We start from the raw sequence: 20,814 nt of genomic DNA on the forward strand, positions 1-20,814 counted from the left end.
GATGTAAACTAAGCGCGAAAAAAAAGGCCGGATTTTAATCCGGCCTTTTTCTTATCTGCGCACCCGCTTAATGCACGGTGCCCTCGGTTTTGCGTTTTTCCGCACTCATGAAGTGGTAGGTGAGCTGGTTTTTCTCTTTATCCAGTCCAACCGATACCGATCCGCCATCTACCAGTGAGCCAAACAGCAGCTCGTTAGCCAGCGGTTTCTTCAGGTTTTCCTGCACAGTACGCGCCATCGGACGCGCGCCCATCGCTTTGTCGTAACCTTTTTCGGCCAGCCAGTCGCGCGCATCATCGCTGACTTCCAGCGACACACCTTTCGCATCCAGCTGTGCCTGCAGCTCAACAATAAATTTATCCACCACCTGATGGATCACCTGAGTATCGAGGTGACGGAACCAGATAATGTTGTCGAGACGGTTACGGAACTCCGGCGTAAAGATCTTTTTGATCTCTTCCATCGCGTCGGTGCTGTTGTCCTGCTGAATCAGGCCGATGGATTTACGCTCGGTCTCGCGCACCCCGGCGTTGGTGGTCATCACCAGCACCACGTTGCGGAAGTCCGCTTTGCGGCCGTTGTTATCGGTCAGCATCCCGTTGTCCATCACCTGCAGCAGCAGGTTGAAGACATCCGGATGGGCTTTCTCGATCTCATCCAGCAGCACCACCGCGTGCGGATGCTTGATGACGGCATCGGTCAGCAGACCGCCCTGATCAAAGCCGACGTAGCCCGGAGGCGCACCAATCAAACGACTGACGGTGTGACGCTCCATATACTCGGACATATCAAAGCGCAGCAGTTCAATGCCCAGCGCCTTCGCCAGCTGCACGGTGACCTCGGTTTTACCGACCCCGGTCGGACCAGCAAACAGGAATGACCCGACTGGCTTACGCTCCTGCCCCAGACCCGCGCGGCTCATCTTGATGGCTTCAGTCAGCGCTTCAATCGCGTTGTCCTGACCAAACACCAGCATTTTCAGACGGTCGCCGAGATTTTTCAGCGTATCGCGATCGGTGGCCGAAACGCTCTGCTCCGGAATACGCGCGATGCGCGCTACCACGGATTCGATGTCCGACACGTTGACGGTTTTCTTGCGCTTGCTGACCGGCACCAGACGCGCACGCGCGCCGGCTTCATCGATCACGTCAATCGCCTTGTCCGGCAGATGACGGTCATTGATGTACTTCACCGCCAGCTCAACCGCCGCACGTACCGCTTTGGCGGTGTAGCGCACATCGTGATGCGCTTCGTACTTCGGCTTCAGCCCGTTAAGAATTTGTACCGTCTCTTCAACCGATGGCTCAGTGATATCAATTTTCTGGAAACGGCGCGCCAGCGCACGATCCTTCTCAAAGATATTGCTGAACTCCTGATAGGTCGTGGAACCCATCACGCGGATTTTACCGCTGGAAAGCAGCGGCTTGATCAGATTCGCCGCATCCACCTGGCCGCCCGATGCCGCACCGGCACCGATAATGGTGTGGATCTCGTCGATGAACAGAATGCTGTTGTTATCCTGTTCCAGCTGTTTCAGCAGCGCTTTAAAACGTTTTTCAAAATCACCACGGTATTTGGTACCGGCCAGCAGCGAACCGATATCCAGCGAGTAGATGGTGCACTCTTTCATCACTTCCGGCACGTCGCCCTGCACAATGCGCCAGGCGAGCCCTTCCGCAATCGCGGTTTTACCGACGCCCGATTCGCCCACCAGCAGCGGGTTATTCTTGCGACGACGGCACAGCACCTGAATGGCCCGTTCCAGCTCTTTATCGCGGCCGATCAGCGGGTCAATTCCGCCGACGCGAGCAAGCTGATTAAGATTGGTGGTGAAGTTTTCCATACGTTCCTCCCCGCCTGCTTGCTCTTCGTTAACCGGATTTTCCGCGCTGTTTTGCGGCTGGCCCGGTTCGTCTTTACGCGTACCATGGGAGATGAAGTTCACCACATCAAGGCGGCTCACTTCGTGTTTGCGCAGCAGGTAAGCCGCTTGCGACTCCTGCTCGCTGAAAATGGCGACCAGCACGTTCGCACCGGAAACTTCACTGCGACCGGATGACTGGACATGGAAGACCGCACGCTGCAGCACACGCTGGAAGCTGAGCGTCGGCTGAGTGTCGCGCTCCTCTTCGCTGGCAGGCAGCACCGGCGTGGTTTGTTCGATGAAGGCTTCGAGTTCCTGACGCAGAGCCGCAATATCCACCGTACAGGCTTCCAGTGCCTCTCTGGCCGACGGGTTGCTGAGCAGCGCCAGCAACAGATGTTCGACGGTCATAAACTCGTGACGGTGCTCGCGCGCTCTGGCGAAAGCCATGTTTAAACTGAGTTCCAGTTCTTGATTGAGCATTTGGCACCTCCCCCAATTATCGCTCTGACGGACTGAATCCTATATGGAGACAGCTTCAGGCTTTTTCCAGCGTACACAGCAACGGATGTTGATTTTCCCGCGCGTAATTGTTCACCTGGGCGACTTTGGTCTCCGCCACTTCTGCAGTGAATACACCACAGATTGCCTTTCCATGGTAGTGAACTTTCAGCATCAGTTGCGTTGCACGTTCAACATCATAAGAAAAGAACTTTTGCAGAACGTCAATAACAAATTCCATAGGTGTATAATCGTCATTATTCAGAATGACTTTATACATTGAAGGCGGCTTTAACCCTTCGCGTACTTTGTCTTCGGCCAGATGTTCAAAGTTAAGCCAGTCGTTTGTGTTTGCCATAATGTTCCGTTGAAATTCTGCGTTACGGTAGCGCACATTTCTGTGCTCTCACCTCAAGTTTAACACGCCTGTCAAGCCGCTTTTCCTGTGGCAAAAATCGGTCCTGAAAGCGCATGCGCGACCTGTATCACAAAATTTGCAATAGCGTTAACTGCCTCAAATTTTGATGAATTTCTCCCCGTGCGCCAGGGCCGTTTGCTTGACGATAAGGTCCGTTTCTCTACATTCTACTTACACAAGCTGATTGAGTTTTAAACAAACTCGACTCACAGCTTCAATGACCTCACCTACTTATCAAAATGTCTTGCGAGGGAAGTAAAAGCATGGAGACGGGTACTGTTAAATGGTTCAACAACGCCAAAGGCTTCGGCTTTATCTGTCCGATTGGCGGCGGCGACGATATCTTCGCACACTACTCCACGATTCAGATGGAGGGATACAGAACGCTGAAAGCGGGCCAGCACGTTCAGTTCGATGTCCATGAAGGGCCGAAAGGCAACCATGCCAGTCTGATTGTGCCCTGTGAAGCATCGTCACTCTCCTGACGGGCGCGCGTCTGCTCTCATTCTGACCACTCCCGAAAAAAAATGCCAGCCGCAGACGCTGGCATTTTTCTTTGGCGTCCCGCGTCAGTTTTACTCTGCCCGACCGCGCGCCAGCCACATGACGTGGCCAAACAGCTGATCGAGCAACGGCGGAATCGCCTGCGGCCCGCGTTCGGCCGCTGCCATCGCCACCGCAATCGCCAGTTCCGGCTTCGAGCTGTGATGAATGGCTTTGGTAATAATACGCCGCGCGTTCATCGGCACGTTTAACGGCAGGTGCGCCATCTGGTGATAGACATCACTAAAGCCCTGCTTATAAAGGAAGTGTTCGATGTCGGGCGCCGGGAACTGCGTGAGATGGTCGCTCTCCTGCTCATGCGGCTGTAGCTGGCTGCGCGCGGTGGCGGCATATTTTTTTCCGGCCTCGTCGCCGTCAGTCAGCACGTGCCAGGCAATGCCCATGCGGCGCGCATATTTCAGCAGCGGCTTAAGCCCGGACTGCGCAAACTCAATTACTTTCACGCCTTCCGCGGCAAAATGGTAGCCGCGCTGCCGCGCCAGCTCATTGATGATCCACACTTCGGTTTCACCCTCAACCAGCAACCAGCAGCGGGCAAACAGCGCCGACGGACGGTTGACGCGGATGTGAAAGCCGATACGGCGCGCCTCTTCGGCACTTAATCCTTCCGGCCCGATACGCCTCGCCGCCACGCGATCGGGTTCGCGCACCAGTCGGCAGATTTGCTCCAGCGCCACCTGTGACAGCAGCTCACCGGAGTTAGTGGTGGCGATTTTTTGCAGCGGCATCAGCGCCAGCAGATTCCACGCCACCGACAGCATGATGGGATGCAGCCGCGTTTCCGGATCCTCCACCAGCAGCAAGGGGCGCGCGCCTGTGGGCAGCGCATCGCTGCCGTGCGCCTGCAGCAGGAGCGAGAACATGCGCAGCAGAATCACCTGGCGACTGCGCGATTCGGTACCGGCGATCAGCTGATTGAGCTGATCGAGCGAACGCCAGCCCTGACTGCCGTCACGCAGCTCCGGCGCAACCCGCGCGACGCCCGTGTCCGGTTGCTGGACCAGAAAATAGTGCGCCATCAGCTGCTGCATGGTATGCAATCCCTGGCGCAACAGCTCGTCGCTCAGGGTTTGCGGCCGCGCCACCAGATCGCGCGTCAGGCTATGCATCTCCTGAGCCAGCGCGCTCAGCGTATCAGCGCGCCGCTGGGTGTCGTTGTCGCTATGGCGCGACCGCCGGCCAAAGCGCGCATCACGCAGGCGCAGCACCGGATAGTACGCGCGCAACTGCGCCAGCGCGGCGTCGGTGCCCGCCAGCGGCAGCACCTCGCCACGCGCGTCAATAAAGCGCCAGCGGGTTTTGACTTCGTTACCCTGGCGCGTCGCCAGCGTACTGAAGCGCAGGTAGCGCCCCGCGTCATCCTGCTGCCAGAACGGCGCAAACAGCGCTTCATGCTCATCGCCCTGCGCGCGAAAGCGAAACACCAGCTGCAACTTATGTAGGCGTGCTTCCACCTCACCGGGCGGAAAATGGAAGTCCTGTTCCGTGAACATATAGGGCTCAGCGGCCGGTGCCAGCAGCAGCGTTAGCGCATCCAGCAAACTGGATTTACCCCACGCGTTTTCCCCAATCAGCAGGTTGGTGTCGGTCAGCGGCAGCGACAACCGGTTAATGCCGCGAAAGCCGTGTATATCGATATGTTCCAGAATCATCGCGCAGTCCCTCCGTGCTTTGCCAGAGCATGGTCCGCCGCGCTGCGTTGGTCAAGTCGGCAGCGGGAGAAAAGGTTTACACTTCAGGCGTTTTCCATTAGCGTGGCGTCTCGCAAAAAAGGACGTCATTTTTCATGTATACCGGACTGCTTATCATTCTGGTGCCGCTGATGGTGGGCTATTTGCTGCCGTGGCATCAGCCTGCGCTGTTGCAGCGCGTTAACCGCCTGCTGAGTTTGCTGATTTACGCCATTCTGTTTTTTATGGGTACCAGCCTCGCCTTTCTCGACAATCTCGGCACCAACTTGCTGATCGTGTTTAAAACCGCGCTGATTGCCGCGGGCGCCATTCTGAGCTGCTCGCTGCTGGCGCTGTGGCTGCTGGATCGCCGCTGGCCATGGCGTCAGCAGCATCGCCAGCAGAATCTGCCGTCGCGCTGGCACATGGTGCTGGAGTCACTCAAGCTGTGTGTGGCGGTGCTGGCCGGTTTCCTGCTGGGATTAACCCAATGGGCGCCGCTGCGCCATGCCTCCACCCTGAGCGAGATCGCGCTGGTGGTGCTGCTGTTCCTGGTTGGCGTGCAGCTGCGCGGCAGCGGCATGACGCTGCGCCAGATCACCCTGAACCGGCGCGGCATGACGGTAGCGCTGGTGTCCCTGTGCGGCTCGCTGGGCGGCGGCGTGCTGGCGGCGTGGCTGCTCGGCGTTTCGCTGTCAACCGGACTGGCGCTGGCCAGCGGCTTCGGCTGGTATTCACTGTCCGGCATTCTGATGACCGAAGCGTACGGCCCGGTGATCGGCAGCGCCGCCTTCTTTAACGATCTGCTGCGCGAGCTGGCTGCGGTGCTGCTGATTCCGGTGCTGGTCAACCGCTACCGCAGTATGGCACTCGGGCTGAGCGGTGCGACGTCGATGGATTTTACCCTGCCGATTCTGCAGCGTGCCGGCGGAATGGAGATTGTGCCTGCGGCCATCGTGCACGGTTTTATCATGAACCTGCTGGCGCCGATTCTCATCGCCCTGTTTTCCGCCTGACGCGCAGCGCATTTTTTCACGCCCGCTGCGCTGCGGCTTCGTCTACGCTTTCTCTCTGACACGTTTTTTGCCATCCGGCTGGATGGCCAACACCAGAAAGGAGCGAACGATGAAGCAAACTGTGGCGGCCCTGCTGGCCAAAACGCTGGAGAGCGCCGGCGTAAAACGCATCTGGGGCGTAACCGGTGACTCCCTCAACGGACTGAACGACAGCCTCAACCGCATGGGCACCATTGAATGGATGCCAACGCGCCATGAAGAAGTGGCCGCTTTTGCCGCCGGGGCGGAAGCACAAATCAGCGGTGAGCTGGCGGTATGCGCCGGCTCCTGCGGCCCTGGCAACCTGCATCTGATCAACGGCCTGTTTGACTGCCATCGCAACCATGTTCCGGTGCTGGCGATTGCCGCGCACATTCCTTCCAGTGAAATCGGCAGCGGCTATTTTCAGGAAACCCATCCGCAGGAGTTATTCCGCGAGTGCAGCCATTACTGCGAGCTGGTCTCCAATCCGGAACAGCTGCCGCAGGTGCTCGGCATTGCGATGCGTAAAGCCATCCTCAATCGCGGCGTGTCGGTGATTGTGCTGCCGGGTGACGTGGCGCTGCAGGCGGCGCCGGAGAATGCGCGCAGCGAATGGTATCCGCCGCAGCTGCCGCAGGTGGTGCCGTCGGTCAGTGAACTGACGCGCCTCGCAGAAACGCTCAATGAAGCGAAAAATATCACCCTGATGTGCGGCAGCGGCTGCGCCGGTGCCCATGCGGAAGTGGTCAAGCTGGCCGAAACGCTGAAAGCACCCGTGGTACACGCCATGCGCGGCAAAGAGCACCTCGAGTACGACAACCCGTATGATGTCGGCATGACCGGGCTGATCGGCTTCTCATCCGGCTATCACGCCATGATGAACGCCGACACGCTGGTGCTGCTCGGCACCCAGTTCCCTTATCGCCCGTTCTACCCGGCGGACGCGCGCATTATTCAGATTGATATCAATCCGGCCAGCCTCGGCGCGCACAGTCACGTCGACATGGCGCTGGTGGGTGACATCAAAGCCACGCTGCAGGCGCTGCAGCCGCAGCTCACCAGCCACAGCGACCGTCATCACCTCGATCGCGCACTGGAGCACTACGCGGATGCGCGCAAAGGGCTGGACGATCTGGCGACCGCCAACGATAAGCAGGCGATTCACCCGCAGTATCTGGCCCAGCAGATCAGCCACTATGCGGCCGATGACGCTATCTTTACCTGTGATGTCGGCACGCCAACGGTGTGGGCAGCGCGCTATCTGAAAATGAACGGCAAGCGCCGTCTGCTCGGCTCGTTTAACCATGGTTCGATGGCCAACGCCATGCCGCAGGCGCTGGGCGCACAGGCCATCGATAAACAGCGTCAGGTGGTTGCGCTGTGCGGCGATGGCGGCTTCAGCATGCTGATGGGCGATTTCATCTCGCTGGCGCAGCTTAAGCTGCCGGTGAAGCTGGTGATCTTTAATAACAGCGTGCTGGGCTTTGTGGCGATGGAGATGAAAGCCGGCGGCTATCTCACCGATGGCACCGATCTGGAGAACCCGGACTTCGCCGCCATCGCCACCGCCTGCGGCATCAAAGGGATCCGCGTGGAAAAAGCCTCGGAGCTGGATGGCGCGCTGCAACAGGCGTTCGCCCATGACGGTCCGGTGCTGGTGGACGTGATCACCGCCAAGGAAGAACTGTCGATGCCACCGCAAATCAAAGCCGAGCAGGCTAAAGGTTTCAGCCTGTATATGCTGCGCGCGATCCTGAATGGCCGCGGTGATGAAATCGTCGAGCTGGCGAAAACTAACTGGCTGCGGTAAAACGAAGAGACTTGCCGGATTAATCATCATGCGGGCGTTTAGCCCGCTTTTTTATGTCAGGAGAACAACGTGATCGATTTACGCAGTGATACCGTGACCCGCCCGAGTGCCGCGATGCTGGATGCGATGATGGCGGCCGAAACCGGCGATGATGTCTATCGCGATGATCCCACCGTTAATGCGCTGGAGGCTGAAGCGGCGCGCCTGAGCGGTAAAGCGGCTGCGCTGTTCTTCCCTACCGGCACCCAGGCCAATCTGGTGGCGCTGCTGTGCCACTGCCAGCGCGGCGATGAGTACATCGTCGGCCAGCAGGCGCACAACTACAAATATGAGGCTGGCGGTGCCGCGGTGCTCGGCAGCATCCAGCCGCAGCCGATCCTCGCGGCTGCCGACGGCACGCTGCCGCTGCACGACGTGGCGGCCGCCATTAAGCCGGACGACATGCATTTTGCCCGCACCCGCCTGCTGAGCCTGGAAAATACCCATCACGGCAAAGTGCTGCCGCTGAGCTACCTTGAACAGGCGTGGCAATTTACCCGCGAGCGCCAGCTGGCGCTGCACATTGACGGCGCGCGCATCTTTAATGCCGTGGTGGCGCAGGGCGTGCAGCTGATCGATATCGCCCGCTACTGCGATAGCCTGACCATCTGCCTGTCGAAAGGGCTGGGCACGCCGGTCGGCTCCCTGCTGTGTGGTGATGAAGCTTATATCGAGCAGGCGCGGCGCTGGCGCAAAATGACCGGCGGCGGCATGCGCCAGGCCGGCATTCTGGCGGCTGCCGGTCTCTACGCGCTGCAGCACAACGTGGCGCGTCTGCAGGAGGATCATGACAACGCCGCATGGCTCGGCGCGCAGCTCAGCGCTATTGGTGTGGAAGTGGTGAGCCAGCACACTAACATGCTGTTCGTGAAAGTGCCGGCGGAGCAGGTCGCACCGCTACAGCGCTGGATGCAGGCGGGCGACGTGCTGCTCAGCGTAGGTCCGCAGACCCGCATCGTCACCCATCTGGATGTCAGCCGCCAGCAATTACAGCAGCTGGTGGCGCGCTGGCAGGCCTTTCTGCAGCCGTAACGCCGCTAAGCGCGGCTACGGTGCCGTGCCGTATTTCGCCAGCAGCGCACGGGCGATGGCCAGCGTCTCGGCATCGGCTTCGCCACGGTAATCACGCGGGCGGAAATGCATCTGAAACGCCGCAATCAGTTTGCGCTGCATCTGCGGCGTTTGCGCAGCGGCAACGTCATAACCATAGCGCTGCAGCGCAGTCAGTAGCGCTGCAGCCTCGACCGGGGCATCCGGCGGCTGGTTAGCCAGATAGCGCTGTACCGTGGCGGCATCCGGCCACGCTCCCAGCCCCTGCCGGGCCAGCTGTTGCCACGGAAACAGCGGACCGGGATCCTGCTTGCGCTGCGGCGCGATATCACTGTGCCCGACAATATTTTCCGGACTGATGCCGTAACGCTGGCTGATATCGCGCACCAGCGCGGTCAGGGCAGTGATTTGCGCGGCGGTGAACGGCTGCCACTGCCGGCCGGTCAGCGTGCGGCGATAGCCGGCATTGACGATTTCGATGCCAATTGAGGTGTCATTAATGCGCGTTGCGCCGCGCCAGAAGCTCGGTCCGGCATGCCACGCCAGCTGGTTTTCAGGCACCAGCTGCCAGATCACCCCGGCGCCGTTTTTCTGCGGCGGCTGCTGCGGAATCAGATAGTGCGCGCTGACGTTGCGGTCCGTCAGGGTCGCCAGCGACGAGGGAAAGTCCTCCGCCGTGTAGTGGATTACCACCACTTTGATGCGCGGTCGGGCCCCCTGCGCCGGATGCGCGCTATCGACCCAATAGCCGCTGCGCGCTTCCAGCGTCGACTGGCAGGCGCTGAGCAGCAGCGCCATCGCCAGCAGTAACACCGCGCGCATTAGCGCACGATCACCGCAGTACCGGTAACGCTCACCATCAGCATGCTGCTGTCTTTGCCCACGGTTTCGTAGTCAATATCAATGCCAACCACTGCATTGGCGCCCATGGCTTTCGCCTGTTCTTCCAGCTCTTCGAAGGCGATCTGCCGCGCTTTGCGCAGCTCTTTCTCATAAGCACCGGAGCGGCCGCCGACGATATCGCGGATGCCGGCAAAGAAGTCGCGGAAAATGTTGGCACCGAGAATCGCTTCGCCGGTCACAACGCCGCAATATTCAGTGATGGTGTGCCCTTCCAGGGTTGGCGTAGTCGAAAATTTCATCGTTCTCTCCTGTGGTGATTCATGAGGCGATAGCTCGTACGGCGTAAAAGCACGGCTATACTCTATGCTAAAAATGGCGCTTTGCCAGTGAACAATAAGGAAATCGAGATGAGAAACAAAGCCTTTGCGCTGCTTGCTCCCGCTGCATTGCTGCTGAGTGCCTGTACCACCGTTGAGCCGGTGATCAAGGACAACGGGCCGCGTACCGCCCCCTGCGTTGACGGCGGTCCGGACAGCGTGGCGCAGCAGTTCTACGATTTACGTGTCAGCCAGCCAACTCAGGGATTGCCGGACAGCACCACGCTGGCAAAATATCGCCCGTACCTGAGCGACAACCTGTATCAGAAACTGCTGCATGCCAGCAGCCAGAGCAACCCACCGGCAGCGTGGCGCCAGGGCGATCTGTTCTCCAGCCTGGCACAGGGACCCACCGCCGCTGACGTGGCCAGCGCCTCCAGCATTCCTAACCGCGACGCGCGTAACATCCCGCTGCGTGTGACGCTGAGCCGCGGCGATAAAAGCTGGCGCGATGAAGTGCTGATGATCCACGAAGGTACCTGCTGGGTGGTGGATGATGTGCGCTACGTCGGCGACTGGCCACACGCCGGTGGCGGCTCGCTCAGCCAGCTGCTGGAAGAGAAAAAATAGTCGCGCATTTTTTCCGCACTCAGCCGCAACCATTAGCGCGCCGCACCATTGCGGCGCCGCTAAGCTTCCGTGCAACAGCCGACGCTTACCCGTCAGCCCCTTTCCCCGCTGCCCTGCCCGATTTTGTGCTACGCTTTTGCTGTTTAATTGCTCTTTAATAAATTTTAACCCACCTCAATTGCATAACTATTCTGGTGACGTTAAGATTTGCGACACTAATTGCTATTCATTTTTTGCGCATGAGTATTCAACTAAACGCCATCAACTGTTTTTACGGTGCCCATCAGGCGCTGTTCGATATCAACCTGGCCTGCCCGCAGGGCGAAACGCTGGTGTTGCTCGGCCCGAGTGGCGCGGGTAAAAGTTCACTCCTGCGCGTGCTCAACCTGCTGGAGCTGCCGCGTTCCGGTAGCCTGCAGATTGCCGGCAACCACTTCGATTTTAGCCAGACGCCGTCCGACAACGCGATTCGCGAACTGCGCCAGAATGTCGGCATGGTGTTCCAGCAGTACAATCTGTGGCCGCACCTCAGCGTGATGCAGAACCTGATTGAAGCACCCTGTCGTGTGCTCGGGCTCAGCAAAGATGCGGCACGCGCGCGCGCCGATAAACTACTGGAACGCCTGCGTCTGACGCCGTATGCCGATCGTTTTCCCCTGCACCTTTCCGGTGGCCAGCAGCAACGCGTGGCAATTGCGCGCGCGCTGATGATGGAGCCGCAGGTGTTGCTGTTTGATGAACCGACCGCCGCGCTCGACCCCGAAATCACGGCACAGATCGTCAGCATCATTCGTGAGCTGGCCCAGACGCAGATCACGCAGGTGATTGTCACCCACGAAGTTGAGGTGGCGCGCAAAACCGCCAGCCGCGTGGTCTACATGGAGAACGGTCGCATCATTGAACAGGGCGATGCCAGCCACTTTACACAGCCGCAAACCGAGGCGTTTGCTCATTATCTTTCGCACTAAGTCAGGATGCTTCTAATGAAAAAAGTTGTACTTGCTGCACTGCTTGCCAGCCTGAGCCTGAGCGCTTCTGCCGCGCAGACCCTGCGTTTCGCGACCGAGGCGTCTTATCCGCCGTTTGAATTTGTCGACTCCGACAACAAAATCCAGGGCTTTGATGTCGATCTGGCCAATGCGCTGTGCAAAGAGATCGATGCGACCTGCACCTTTACCAACCAGGCCTTCGACAGCCTGATCCCCAGCCTGAAATTCCGCCGTTTTGACGCGGTGATGGCCGGCATGGATATTACGCCAGAGCGTGAAAAGCAGGTGCTGTTCACCAAACCTTACTACGACAACTCTGCGACCTTCATCGCGCAGAAAGGCAAGCTGGCGGACGTTGCGGCGCTGAAAGGCAAGCGTGTGGGCGTGCAGAACGGCACCACGCACCAGAAATACCTCTCTGACAAGCACAGCGACATCACCATCGTGCCTTACGACAGCTACCAGAATGCGGTGCTCGATCTGAAGAATGGCCGTATTGATGCAGTGTTCGGGGATACCGCCGTGGTTAACGAGTGGCTGAAGCAGAACGCCAACCTCGCCGCGCTGGGTGAGAAAGTGACCGACAAAGCCTACTTCGGCACCGGTCTCGGCATCGCCGTGCGTCAGGGCAACAGCGAACTGCAGCAGAAGTTCAACGGCGCGCTGGATAAGATCAAAGCCGACGGCACCTACAAAACCATCTACAACAAATGGTTTCAGCAGTAATTTCTGATGAATGAAATGATTCCACTCGCAAGCGCCGCCGGCATGACCGTCGGCCTTGCCGTTTGTGCCCTGATCGCCGGCCTCGCGCTGGCGATGATTTTTGCTGGCTGGGAATCGCTGCGCTGGAAACCGCTGGCGTGGATCGGTACCGGGCTGGTGACGCTGATTCGCGGCCTGCCGGAAATTCTGGTGGTGCTGTTTATCTATTTCGGTGCCTCGCAGCTGCTGCTGACGCTGTCGGACGGCTTCCAGCTCAATCTGGGCCTGTTCACCTTGCCGGTGCAGATGCAGATTGAGAACTTTGATGTCAGCCCGTTCCTGTGCGGCGTGATTGCGCTGGCGATGCTCTATTCGGCTTACGCCTCTCAAACGCTGCGCGGTGCGCTGAAAGCGGTGCCGTCCGGCCAGTGGGAATCAGGCCAGGCGCTGGGCATGAAAAAGTCAGCGATTTTCTTCCGCCTGATTATGCCGCAGATGTGGCGCCATGCGCTGCCCGGACTCGGCAATCAGTGGCTGGTGCTGCTCAAGGATACGGCGCTGGTGTCGCTGATTAGCGTCAACGATCTCATGCTGCAGACCAAAAGCATTGCGACGCGCACCCAGGAGCCGTTTACCTGGTATCTGGTGGCTGCCGCGATCTATTTAGTGATTACGCTATTCAGTCAGGCGGTGCTGCGCCGTATTGAATCACGTACCACGCGTTTCGAGCGGGGGGCCTGACGCATGCTGGCGTATTTACCTGAGCTACTGAAAGGCCTGCATACCAGCCTGACGCTGACGGCCGCCTCGCTGGTCGCCGCGCTGCTGCTGGCGCTGCTGTGCACCATTGTGCTGGCGCTGAAGCTGCCGCTGCTCAACTGGCTGGTCAAAGGCTATATCACCCTGTTTACCGGCACGCCGCTGCTGGTGCAGATTTTCCTGATCTATTACGGTCCCGGCCAGTTCCCCAGCATTCAGAACGTGCCGTGGCTCTGGCATTTACTGTCGCAGCCGTGGCTGTGTGCCATGCTGGCGCTGTCGCTCAATAGCGCAGCCTACACCACACAGCTGTTCTACGGCGCGGTGCGCGCCATTCCGGCCGGGCAGTGGCAGTCCTGCGCCGCGCTGGGCATGCGCCGCCGCGATACGCTGCGTATTCTGCTGCCGTACGCGTTTAAGCGCGCCCTCTCCTCTTACTCCAACGAAGTGGTGCTGGTGTTCAAGAGTACTTCGCTGGCCTATACCATTACGCTGATGGAAGTGATGGGCCACGGCCAGCTGCTGTATGGCCGCACCTATGACGTCACCGTATATGCTGCCGCCGGTCTGATTTATCTGGTGGTTAACGGCCTGCTGACGCTGCTGATGCGCCTGGTCGAGAAGCGCGCGCTGGCGTTTGAGCGCCGCAACTGATCGTCTGACGCGGTGCGAAGGAAAGCGCCGCGCCCTTCCTCACTGTATTTGATCGCAACGAAATAAATTTTTAATCATATTTATTGCATACAAATGCATTAACTGGCATCGTGTAAATCGTTTCGCCTCTGGCATGGTTTACAGGAGCCTTATAATGAAAAAATGGATTGTTGCGGCAGTGATGGCAACACTGGCAATGAATGCTTATGCGGCAGAGAAAATTCGCTTTGCTGCCTCAGCCACCTATCCCCCGTTCGAATCACTCGATCAGAATAACCAGATTGTCGGTTTTGATATCGACCTCGCCAAAGCGCTGTGTCAGCAGATGCAGGCCGAGTGCACTTTCACCAACAATGCCTTTGATAGCCTGATTCCTTCGCTGAAATTCCGTCGCTATGACGCGGTCATTTCCGGCATGGATATCACCGCCGAGCGCAGTAAGCAGGTCGATTTTACCCAGCCCTACTACGCCAATTCGGCGATTGTCATCGCCCATAAAGGTGAATATAGCGACTTTAGCCAGCTGAAAGGCAAACGCATCGGCGTGGAAAACGGCACCACCCATCAGAAATACCTGCTGGAAAAGCATCCGGAAGTGATTGCGGTGGCCTACGACAGCTACCAGAACGCGATCCTCGACCTGAAAAATGGCCGGCTCAACGGCGTATTTGGTGACAGCGCAGTCGTCAATCAGTGGCTGAAGGCCAATGCGGATTTGAGCACGGTCGGCGAGCACATTACCGACAGCGACTACTTCGGCACCGGGCTCGGCATTGCGGTGCGCAAGGGCAACAGCGCGCTGCTGCAACAGCTGAATAGCGCGCTGGCGGCGCTGAAAGCCAACGGTCGCTGGCAGCAGATCAATCAGAAGTGGTTCCCGGAATAAGCATTATGGAGTTGCGTGGCGCCGGGCCTGCCAGGTTCTGCACGTCCTCAGCGCAGCCGGGCGCTACGCGATTCCACCCTTACGACGCAGTAACGTCAGCACCTCGAAATGTGCAGTGTGCGGGAACATATCGAACAGCTGCACGCGGCTGATGTCATAGTCGGCCAGGCGGGCAATGTCCTGCGCCATGCTGGCGGGATTGCAGCTGGAATACAGGATGTAGTCCGGTGCCATGCGGCTCAGCCAGGCGCACAGTTCTGCACCAATACCGCGACGTGGCGGATTGACCAGCACCAGCTGCGGCACGCTCGTATGCCCGGTGGCAAACTGCGTGGAATCCAGCGCGGCAAAACTCACCTGCTCTAACCCCAGCTGCTGCGCCGACTGCTGCGCGCAGGCGACGGCTTCCGCACTGATTTCGATGCCGGTAAGCTGCATCTGCGGCGTGGCGCAGTGCAGGCCAAAGCCGCCAACGCCACAGAACAGATCCCACATGCTGTGCACCGGCAGCTCCGCCACCCAGTCGCGTGCCGTTGCGTATAGCGCAGCCGCCACCTGCGGGTTAGTCTGGAAGAAACTTTGCGGACGGATATACAGCGGCACGTCGTTGAAGCGTTCCGGCAGCGCCTGCTCAGGCGTCAGCGCAATCTCCTCCTCACCCTCCAGTATCGCCATGTGCACCGGCTGAATATTGGCGGAGATCACCTGCAGCTGCGGCAGCTGCTGTTGCAGCCATGGCAGCGCGGCGCGCAGCTGCGCCAGTTTGCTGTGCGAGCGCAGGACAAAACGCAGCATCATGCCGCCCTGAGTACTCTCCGTCAGCAGCAAAAACTTCAGCTCGCCGCGTTTGCGCGCCACGTTGTACGGCGTCAGACCGGCACGGGCGATAAAGGGTTTCAGCACGTCGAATACCGCCGCGAAGCTGGCGGGATAGAGCGGACAGGCGCAGAGATCCACCGGCTCGCCGTCACGCGCCACCATGCCGAACAGCGGTTTTTCCACGCTGCCGCTCACCACCATCTTGGCTTTATTGCGAAACCCCTGCTGCGCCGAGGTGACCGGCGGCCGCCAGTCGGCGACCGGCATGCCGTCCAGCAGCTGCGTCAGCTGCGTCTGCTTGTCGCTCAGCTGTTGCGGATAGGGTTTTTCCAGCCACTGACATGAGCGACAGCGACCGGCCTGATAAAGCGCGCAATGCATGGAAAGGCCTGTATTGAGAATCGGGAGCAAAAACGGGGGCCGATTGTATCACCGGCTGCGGAAAAATGCGCGACTGCTGGCCGGCACAAACAGCAGCAGCAGCACCAGCACATCCGGCAGTTTCTGCAGCAGCGTGTGGTGAATAATCTGCGCGTTATTCTCGCCGGGAATGCTGAAAATCTCCGGATAGATCCAGCCCACCGACGCCATCAGCATGTACAGCAGCACCACGATCTGCGTGGCCACATAGCCCCAGCGCCCGGCATTACTGCCGCGCATCAGGGTAAAGGCACAGCGCAATTCAAACAGGAAAATTAGCTGGCTGGCGATAAAGATTAGCGTGGAGTCCCACGCCTGCGCGCTGCGGTGCACGAAATTGGCGATTTCGTCATAGCCCAGCTCATTGGCCAGCATCAGCACGCTGATACAGCGCGTGGCGATAATGGCGCTGCCGGCAATGGTCACCGGCACGGGCGTGGAAGTTAACACCAGGTTTTTCAACGTTTCCGACATTGCGCGCGCTCCATAAGAAAAGGCTGACAGAGTCAGCCTTGCTTATATTGGCAAATGTTGCGTCACTCAGCCACGTTTTGCTTTCTGAATATCGCGCAATCGCTGTTTTTCTTCGTGCACCATAAAGCGCCAGGCGATAAAGCCGACCAGCCCGACCACAAACAGAATCAGCGAGGCCAGCGCGTTGATCTCCGGATTGACGCCGCGCCGCACCGTGGCAAAGATCGCCATCGGCAGCGTGGTAGCGCCCGGCCCGGTGACGAAGCTGGCAATCACCAGGTCGTCCAGCGACAGAGTAAACGCCAGCAGCCAGCCGGTAATGATTGCCGGGGCAATCATCGGCACGGTAATCACGAAGAACACCTTCAGCGGCGTAGCGCCGAGGTCCATCGCCGCTTCTTCAATTGAGCGATCCAGCTCGCGCAGCCGCGAGTTGATCACCACCGCCACGTAGGCGGTGCAGAACGTGACGTGCGCCAGCCAGATGGTCAGCATGCCGCGATCGCCCGGCCAGCCAAAGGTGTTACCCATCGCCACGAACAGCAGCAGCAGCGACAGACCGGTGATCACGTCGGGCATCACCAGCGGCGCGGTGAGCATGAAAGCAAAGCCGCTGTGGCCGCGAAAACGCCCGAAGCGCACGATAATCACCGCCGCCATGGTGCCGAGCACCACTGCCATGGTGGCCGACAGCGCCGCGATGGTCAGGCTCAGGCCAACCGCATCCAGCATCGCATCATCCTGGAACAGCACGCGATACCAGTGAAACGAGAAGCTCTCCCATACCGTCACCAGCTGCGAGCTGTTGAAGGAGTAAACCACCAGCAGCAGCATTGGCGCATACAGGAACAGGAAGCACAGCGCCAGAATCGCGGTGCGCCACGGAGAGCGGATTACCGGTAGCTGATTCATCCCTTCTCCCCCATTTCACGGTTTTGATGTTTGTGGAACCAGACGATAGGCAGAATCAGGATCAGCAGGATGATTACCGCCAGCGCAGAGGCCACCGGCCAGTCGCGGTTGTTGAAGAACTCCTGCCACAAAATGCGCCCAATCATGATGCTGTCCGGTCCGCCGAGCAGTTCCGGGATCACGTACTCACCCACCGCCGGGATAAATACCAGCATTGAGCCAGCAATAATGCCGCCTTTGGTCAGCGGCACGATGACGCTGAAGAAGGTTTTCAGCGGCCGCGCGCCGAGGTCGAGCGATGCTTCCACCAGCGAATAATCAATGCGCGTCAGCGCGGTGTAGATCGGCAGCACCATAAACGGCAGGTAGCAGTAAACGATACCGATATACACCGCCGTGTTGGTGTACAGGATGATCAGCGGATGATCGATCACGCCAAGCCACATCAGGAAGCGGTTGAGGATCCCGTTGTTGTTCAGCAGTCCCATCCACGCATAGACGCGTACCAGGAACGAAGTCCACGACGGCAGGATCACCAGCAGCAGCAGGATGGTGCGCATGGAGGGCTTGCTGTGCGCCACCGCCCACGCCAGCGGATAACCGATCAGCAGACAGATCACCGTTGAGATCGCCGCCACCTTCAGCGAGGTGAGATAAGCTTCGGCGTACAGCGGATCGTCGGTCAGCGTCAGGTAGTTGCCCAGATTGAGCACCAGGTTGAGCTGGTCGTCCGCCCAGGTCACCAAATCGGTGTACGGCGGAATGGCGCGCGCAATATCGGCGAAACTGATTTTCAGCACGATGAGGAACGGCAGCATAAACAGCAGGATTAGCCACAGATAAGGCAGCGCGATCACCAGCTTGCGACCGTGCTGCATTTTCATGCGCGTGCCCCAGCGCTGCAGCGGTGTGCCCGCTACCTCCGGCTCGCTGCGTTGAGAAATCTGGCTCATAGCGCCTCCTTAAACCGTCAGGACCACACAGCTGTCGGCATCCCAGCACAGGCGCACTTCATCGCCCCAGGTGGGCGCGCCTTTCCGGTAGCGATGCGCATTCTGCAGCTGGGCGCTGATCATCTGGCCGCTGCGCAGCCGTACGTGGTAAATCGACAGATCGCCGAGATAGGCGATGTGCACCACTTCGCCCACAGCAAAGTTGCAGCCGTCGGCCGGCACCTCGTCGCACAGCATGACTTTTTCCGGCCGCAGCGCCACGTGCACCGGCACGTTGTCCACAATCGACACATCGGTCTGCACCTTGAGCGGATGCATCAGCCCCGGACTGTCGATCACCACGCCTTCGTCGCGGCGTTCGCGCAGCAGGCCATCAAACACGTTCACTGAGCCGATAAACTCGGCGCTGTAGCGGCTGGTCGGGTGCTCGTAAATCTCTTCCGGCTCGCCGATCTGCACAAATTTACCGCGGTTCATGATGGCGATGCGGCCCGCCATGGTCATGGCTTCTTCCTGATCGTGGGTCACCATCACGCAGGTAGCGCCTACGCGCTCCAGAATATCCACCACTTCGTGCTGCATGCGGTCACGCAGTTTTTTATCCAGCGCGCCCATCGGTTCGTCGAGCAGCAGAAGCTTGGGACGTTTCGCCAGGCTACGCGCCAGCGCCACGCGCTGACGCTGGCCGCCAGAAAGCTGGTGCGGCTTACGTTTGGCGTACTCTTCCATATGCACCAGCGCCAGCATCTCTGCCACGCGGCTGCTGATTTCGCCTTTCGGCAATTTGTCCTGCTTCAGGCCAAAAGCGATGTTCTGTTCCACCGTCATGTGCGGAAACAGCGCGTACGACTGGAACATCATGTTGATGGGCCGCTGATACGGCGGCACGTGGGACAGATCCTGACCATCCAGCACAATCTGGCCGCTGCTGGGAATTTCAAAGCCGGCCAGCATCCGCAGCAGCGTGGACTTGCCACAGCCGGAAGCGCCCAGCAGTGCGAAAATTTCGCCTTTGTAAATGGTCAGGCTGACATCATCCACGGCGTGCTGGCCGTCAAACGATTTCGTCAGGTTGCGGATTTCCAGCAGCGGCGTTAACGCCTTAGCCGTTTTATTTTGGGGGCGGGGAATCGCGTCGTTCACTCACATGTCTCCGGCGCTAAGCGGGATAGCGCGGCACAGCCAGCCGCTAAATGACACAACAGAGGCCAGCACCGCGCCTCTGTTGTCGTTTACCGATAAGGGAATCCGTTCAGAACGAATTACTTACCACTTTTTACTTTAGTCCATGCACGGGTACGCGCACGATCCAGTTTCGGATCCTGGACCTTGAGCACAAACAGTTTGGCCATCGCTTCCGGCGTCGGGAAGATACCCGGATTGTTGCGCACATCCGCATTGATCAGCGGCAGCGACGCTTTGTTGCCGTTGGCGTAGTTCATCTTGTTGGAGACGTCGGCAATCACTTTCGGATCCATGATGTAGTTCAGCCACTGATAAGCCGCATCCAGATTTTTCGCGTCTTTTGGAATGGCCATCATGTCGAAGAACGCCAGCGCGCCCTCTTTCGGAACGCTGTAACCGAGATGGACACCGTTGTTGGCTTTCACCGCGCGATCTTTAGCCTGCAGAATATCGCCAGACCAGCCGATGGCGACGCAGATGTTGCCGTTGGCGAGGTCATTGATGTACTGCGAAGAGTGGAAGTAGCGGATATTCGGCCGCAGCTTCAGCAGCAGATCGGTTGCCGCGCCGGTGTAATCTTTCGCGTCAGAGCTGTTCGGATCTTTGCCGAGGTAGTTCAGCACGGTGGCAAAAATCTCTTCTGGCGCATCGAGGAACGAAACGCCGCAGCTCTTCAGTTTTTCCAGGTTTTCCGGCTTCAGCACCAGATCCCAGCTGTTCACCGGCGCATCGGCGCCCAGTGCCGCTTTGACTTTATCGATGTTATAACCGATGCCGGTGGTGCCCCACAGGTAAGGAATGGCGTATTTGTTACCCGGATCGTGCTGGGCCACTTTCGCCATCAGATCGGGATCGAGGTTTTTATAGTTAGGCAGCTTGCTCTTATCCAGCTCCTGGAACACACCAGACTGCAGCTGACGCGCGAGGAAGCTCGACGACGGTACCACCACGTCATAGCCGGTGCTGCCGGCCATCAGTTTGCCTTCCAGCACTTCGTTGGAGTCAAATACGTCGTAGACCACTTTGATGCCGGTCTGCTTTTCAAAATTGGGCACGGTGTCGGCCGAAATATAATCGGACCAGTTATAAACGTGCAGCGTTTTATCCTCTGCCTGAGCGCCCACGGCCGCAGCCATCAGCACACCTGCAACCACACCTGGCAACCATTTTTTTGACTGGTTGATCATGTTTTTCTTCCTCCTGAGCGGGTCATCACAACGCTGCATACACGCGATCCGGTCGTTGCGTTGTCTGTTAAATTACAGCCACACAATGAATCAATATTCAGCGGGAGTTTAATAGCAAAAACCTATAG

21 protein-coding genes are annotated in these 20,814 nt (G+C 58.7%); 10 read left to right on the forward strand and 11 right to left on the reverse strand.

Annotation, left to right across the window (positions count from 1 at the left end):
- Window positions 1-67 precede the first annotated feature (67 nt).
- Both clpA and clpS read right to left on the reverse strand, forming a co-directional pair.
- A complete protein-coding gene (gene clpA / locus OXR61_RS04240) occupies window positions 68-2,347 on the reverse strand; it encodes an ATP-dependent Clp protease ATP-binding subunit ClpA (protein ID WP_021508362.1) in 2,280 nt (759 codons plus the stop codon).
- A gap of 55 nt (window positions 2,348-2,402) precedes the next feature.
- Window positions 2,403-2,723 (reverse strand): ATP-dependent Clp protease adapter ClpS, encoded by a 321-nt coding sequence (clpS, locus tag OXR61_RS04245; RefSeq protein ID WP_021508363.1) that lies wholly within the window; start codon window positions 2,721-2,723, stop codon window positions 2,403-2,405.
- A gap of 323 nt (window positions 2,724-3,046) precedes the next feature.
- Between clpS and cspD the strand changes: the two genes are divergently transcribed.
- Window positions 3,047-3,268 (forward strand): cold shock-like protein CspD, encoded by a 222-nt coding sequence (cspD, locus tag OXR61_RS04250; protein ID WP_058757774.1) that lies wholly within the window; start codon window positions 3,047-3,049, stop codon window positions 3,266-3,268.
- Between the two features lie 90 nt (window positions 3,269-3,358).
- Here the strand turns inward: cspD and OXR61_RS04255 are convergent, their stop codons facing one another.
- Window positions 3,359-4,999, reverse strand: a complete 1,641-nt coding sequence (locus tag OXR61_RS04255; RefSeq protein WP_021508364.1) for an ATP-dependent endonuclease — start codon at window positions 4,997-4,999, stop codon at window positions 3,359-3,361.
- A gap of 134 nt (window positions 5,000-5,133) precedes the next feature.
- Between OXR61_RS04255 and OXR61_RS04260 the strand changes: the two genes are divergently transcribed.
- From OXR61_RS04260 to ltaE, 3 genes are all read left to right on the forward strand, one after another.
- A complete protein-coding gene (locus OXR61_RS04260; protein ID WP_021508365.1) occupies window positions 5,134-6,033 on the forward strand; it encodes a lysine exporter LysO family protein in 900 nt (299 codons plus the stop codon).
- Window positions 6,034-6,142: 109 nt separating this feature from the next.
- Window positions 6,143-7,864, forward strand: coding sequence for a ubiquinone-dependent pyruvate dehydrogenase (poxB, locus tag OXR61_RS04265; RefSeq protein WP_021508366.1), 1,722 nt, complete (start codon window positions 6,143-6,145; stop codon window positions 7,862-7,864).
- 69 nt (window positions 7,865-7,933) lie between these two features.
- Window positions 7,934-8,935, forward strand: coding sequence for a low-specificity L-threonine aldolase (gene ltaE, locus OXR61_RS04270; RefSeq protein WP_021508367.1), 1,002 nt, complete (start codon window positions 7,934-7,936; stop codon window positions 8,933-8,935).
- 15 nt (window positions 8,936-8,950) lie between these two features.
- Here ltaE and OXR61_RS04275 read toward each other — a convergent pair whose 3' ends face one another.
- Window positions 8,951-9,775, reverse strand: coding sequence for an N-acetylmuramoyl-L-alanine amidase (locus tag OXR61_RS04275; RefSeq protein WP_021508368.1), 825 nt, complete (start codon window positions 9,773-9,775; stop codon window positions 8,951-8,953).
- Window positions 9,775-10,095 carry a heavy metal-binding domain-containing protein gene (locus OXR61_RS04280; protein ID WP_021508369.1) on the reverse strand — a complete coding sequence of 107 codons (321 nt, stop codon included), beginning with the start codon at window positions 10,093-10,095 and terminating at the stop codon, window positions 9,775-9,777. The genes OXR61_RS04275 and OXR61_RS04280 overlap by 1 nt, the downstream gene beginning before the upstream one ends.
- Before the next feature lie 108 nt (window positions 10,096-10,203).
- Here OXR61_RS04280 and OXR61_RS04285 point away from each other — a divergent pair, with 108 nt between their 5' ends.
- The 6 genes from OXR61_RS04285 (at window position 10,204) to OXR61_RS04310 (ending at window position 14,736) form a co-directional block, all read left to right on the forward strand.
- Window positions 10,204-10,743: a lipoprotein gene (locus tag OXR61_RS04285; RefSeq protein ID WP_267410905.1), complete on the forward strand. Its 540-nt coding sequence runs from the start codon at window positions 10,204-10,206 to the stop codon at window positions 10,741-10,743.
- Between the two features lie 239 nt (window positions 10,744-10,982).
- Window positions 10,983-11,711, forward strand: coding sequence for an arginine ABC transporter ATP-binding protein ArtP (gene artP, locus OXR61_RS04290; protein WP_021508371.1), 729 nt, complete (start codon window positions 10,983-10,985; stop codon window positions 11,709-11,711).
- Window positions 11,712-11,726: 15 nt separating this feature from the next.
- Window positions 11,727-12,458, forward strand: a complete 732-nt coding sequence (gene artJ / locus OXR61_RS04295; protein ID WP_021508372.1) for an arginine ABC transporter substrate-binding protein — start codon at window positions 11,727-11,729, stop codon at window positions 12,456-12,458.
- Window positions 12,459-12,464: 6 nt separating this feature from the next.
- Window positions 12,465-13,178, forward strand: coding sequence for an arginine ABC transporter permease ArtQ (gene artQ, locus OXR61_RS04300; protein ID WP_021508373.1), 714 nt, complete (start codon window positions 12,465-12,467; stop codon window positions 13,176-13,178).
- Between the two features lie 3 nt (window positions 13,179-13,181).
- A complete protein-coding gene (artM, locus tag OXR61_RS04305) occupies window positions 13,182-13,850 on the forward strand; it encodes an arginine ABC transporter permease ArtM (protein WP_021508374.1) in 669 nt (222 codons plus the stop codon).
- Between the two features lie 154 nt (window positions 13,851-14,004).
- Window positions 14,005-14,736, forward strand: coding sequence for an arginine ABC transporter substrate-binding protein (locus OXR61_RS04310; protein WP_021508375.1), 732 nt, complete (start codon window positions 14,005-14,007; stop codon window positions 14,734-14,736).
- Between the two features lie 63 nt (window positions 14,737-14,799).
- On the opposite strand, the gene rlmC is transcribed toward OXR61_RS04310, so the two are convergent.
- The 6 genes from rlmC to potF all read right to left on the reverse strand — a co-directional run bounded on the left by rlmC (window position 14,800) and on the right by potF (window position 20,686).
- The gene (gene rlmC / locus OXR61_RS04315; protein WP_267410909.1) at window positions 14,800-15,936 is read right to left on the reverse strand and encodes a 23S rRNA (uracil(747)-C(5))-methyltransferase RlmC; all 1,137 of its coding nucleotides are present in this window, start codon (window positions 15,934-15,936) and stop codon (window positions 14,800-14,802) included.
- Window positions 15,937-15,984: 48 nt separating this feature from the next.
- Complete coding sequence (locus tag OXR61_RS04320; RefSeq protein ID WP_021508377.1) at window positions 15,985-16,449, reverse strand: YbjO family protein; 465 nt, start codon at window positions 16,447-16,449, stop codon at window positions 15,985-15,987.
- 66 nt (window positions 16,450-16,515) lie between these two features.
- Window positions 16,516-17,361, reverse strand: coding sequence for a putrescine ABC transporter permease PotI (gene potI / locus OXR61_RS04325; RefSeq protein ID WP_021508378.1), 846 nt, complete (start codon window positions 17,359-17,361; stop codon window positions 16,516-16,518).
- Window positions 17,358-18,314 carry a putrescine ABC transporter permease PotH gene (gene potH / locus OXR61_RS04330; protein ID WP_021508379.1) on the reverse strand — a complete coding sequence of 319 codons (957 nt, stop codon included), beginning with the start codon at window positions 18,312-18,314 and terminating at the stop codon, window positions 17,358-17,360. Before potH ends, potI begins: the two co-directional genes overlap by 4 nt.
- A 9-nt stretch (window positions 18,315-18,323) precedes the next feature.
- The gene (gene potG / locus OXR61_RS04335) at window positions 18,324-19,457 is read right to left on the reverse strand and encodes a putrescine ABC transporter ATP-binding subunit PotG (RefSeq protein ID WP_021508380.1); all 1,134 of its coding nucleotides are present in this window, start codon (window positions 19,455-19,457) and stop codon (window positions 18,324-18,326) included.
- A gap of 119 nt (window positions 19,458-19,576) precedes the next feature.
- Window positions 19,577-20,686, reverse strand: a complete 1,110-nt coding sequence (potF, locus tag OXR61_RS04340) for a spermidine/putrescine ABC transporter substrate-binding protein PotF (protein WP_021508381.1) — start codon at window positions 20,684-20,686, stop codon at window positions 19,577-19,579.
- Window positions 20,687-20,814 lie beyond the last annotated feature (128 nt).

The organism is Pantoea sp. GM_Pan_4 (assembly GCF_026541005.1).
Lineage (GTDB): Bacteria > Pseudomonadota > Gammaproteobacteria > Enterobacterales > Enterobacteriaceae > Pantoea > Pantoea dispersa.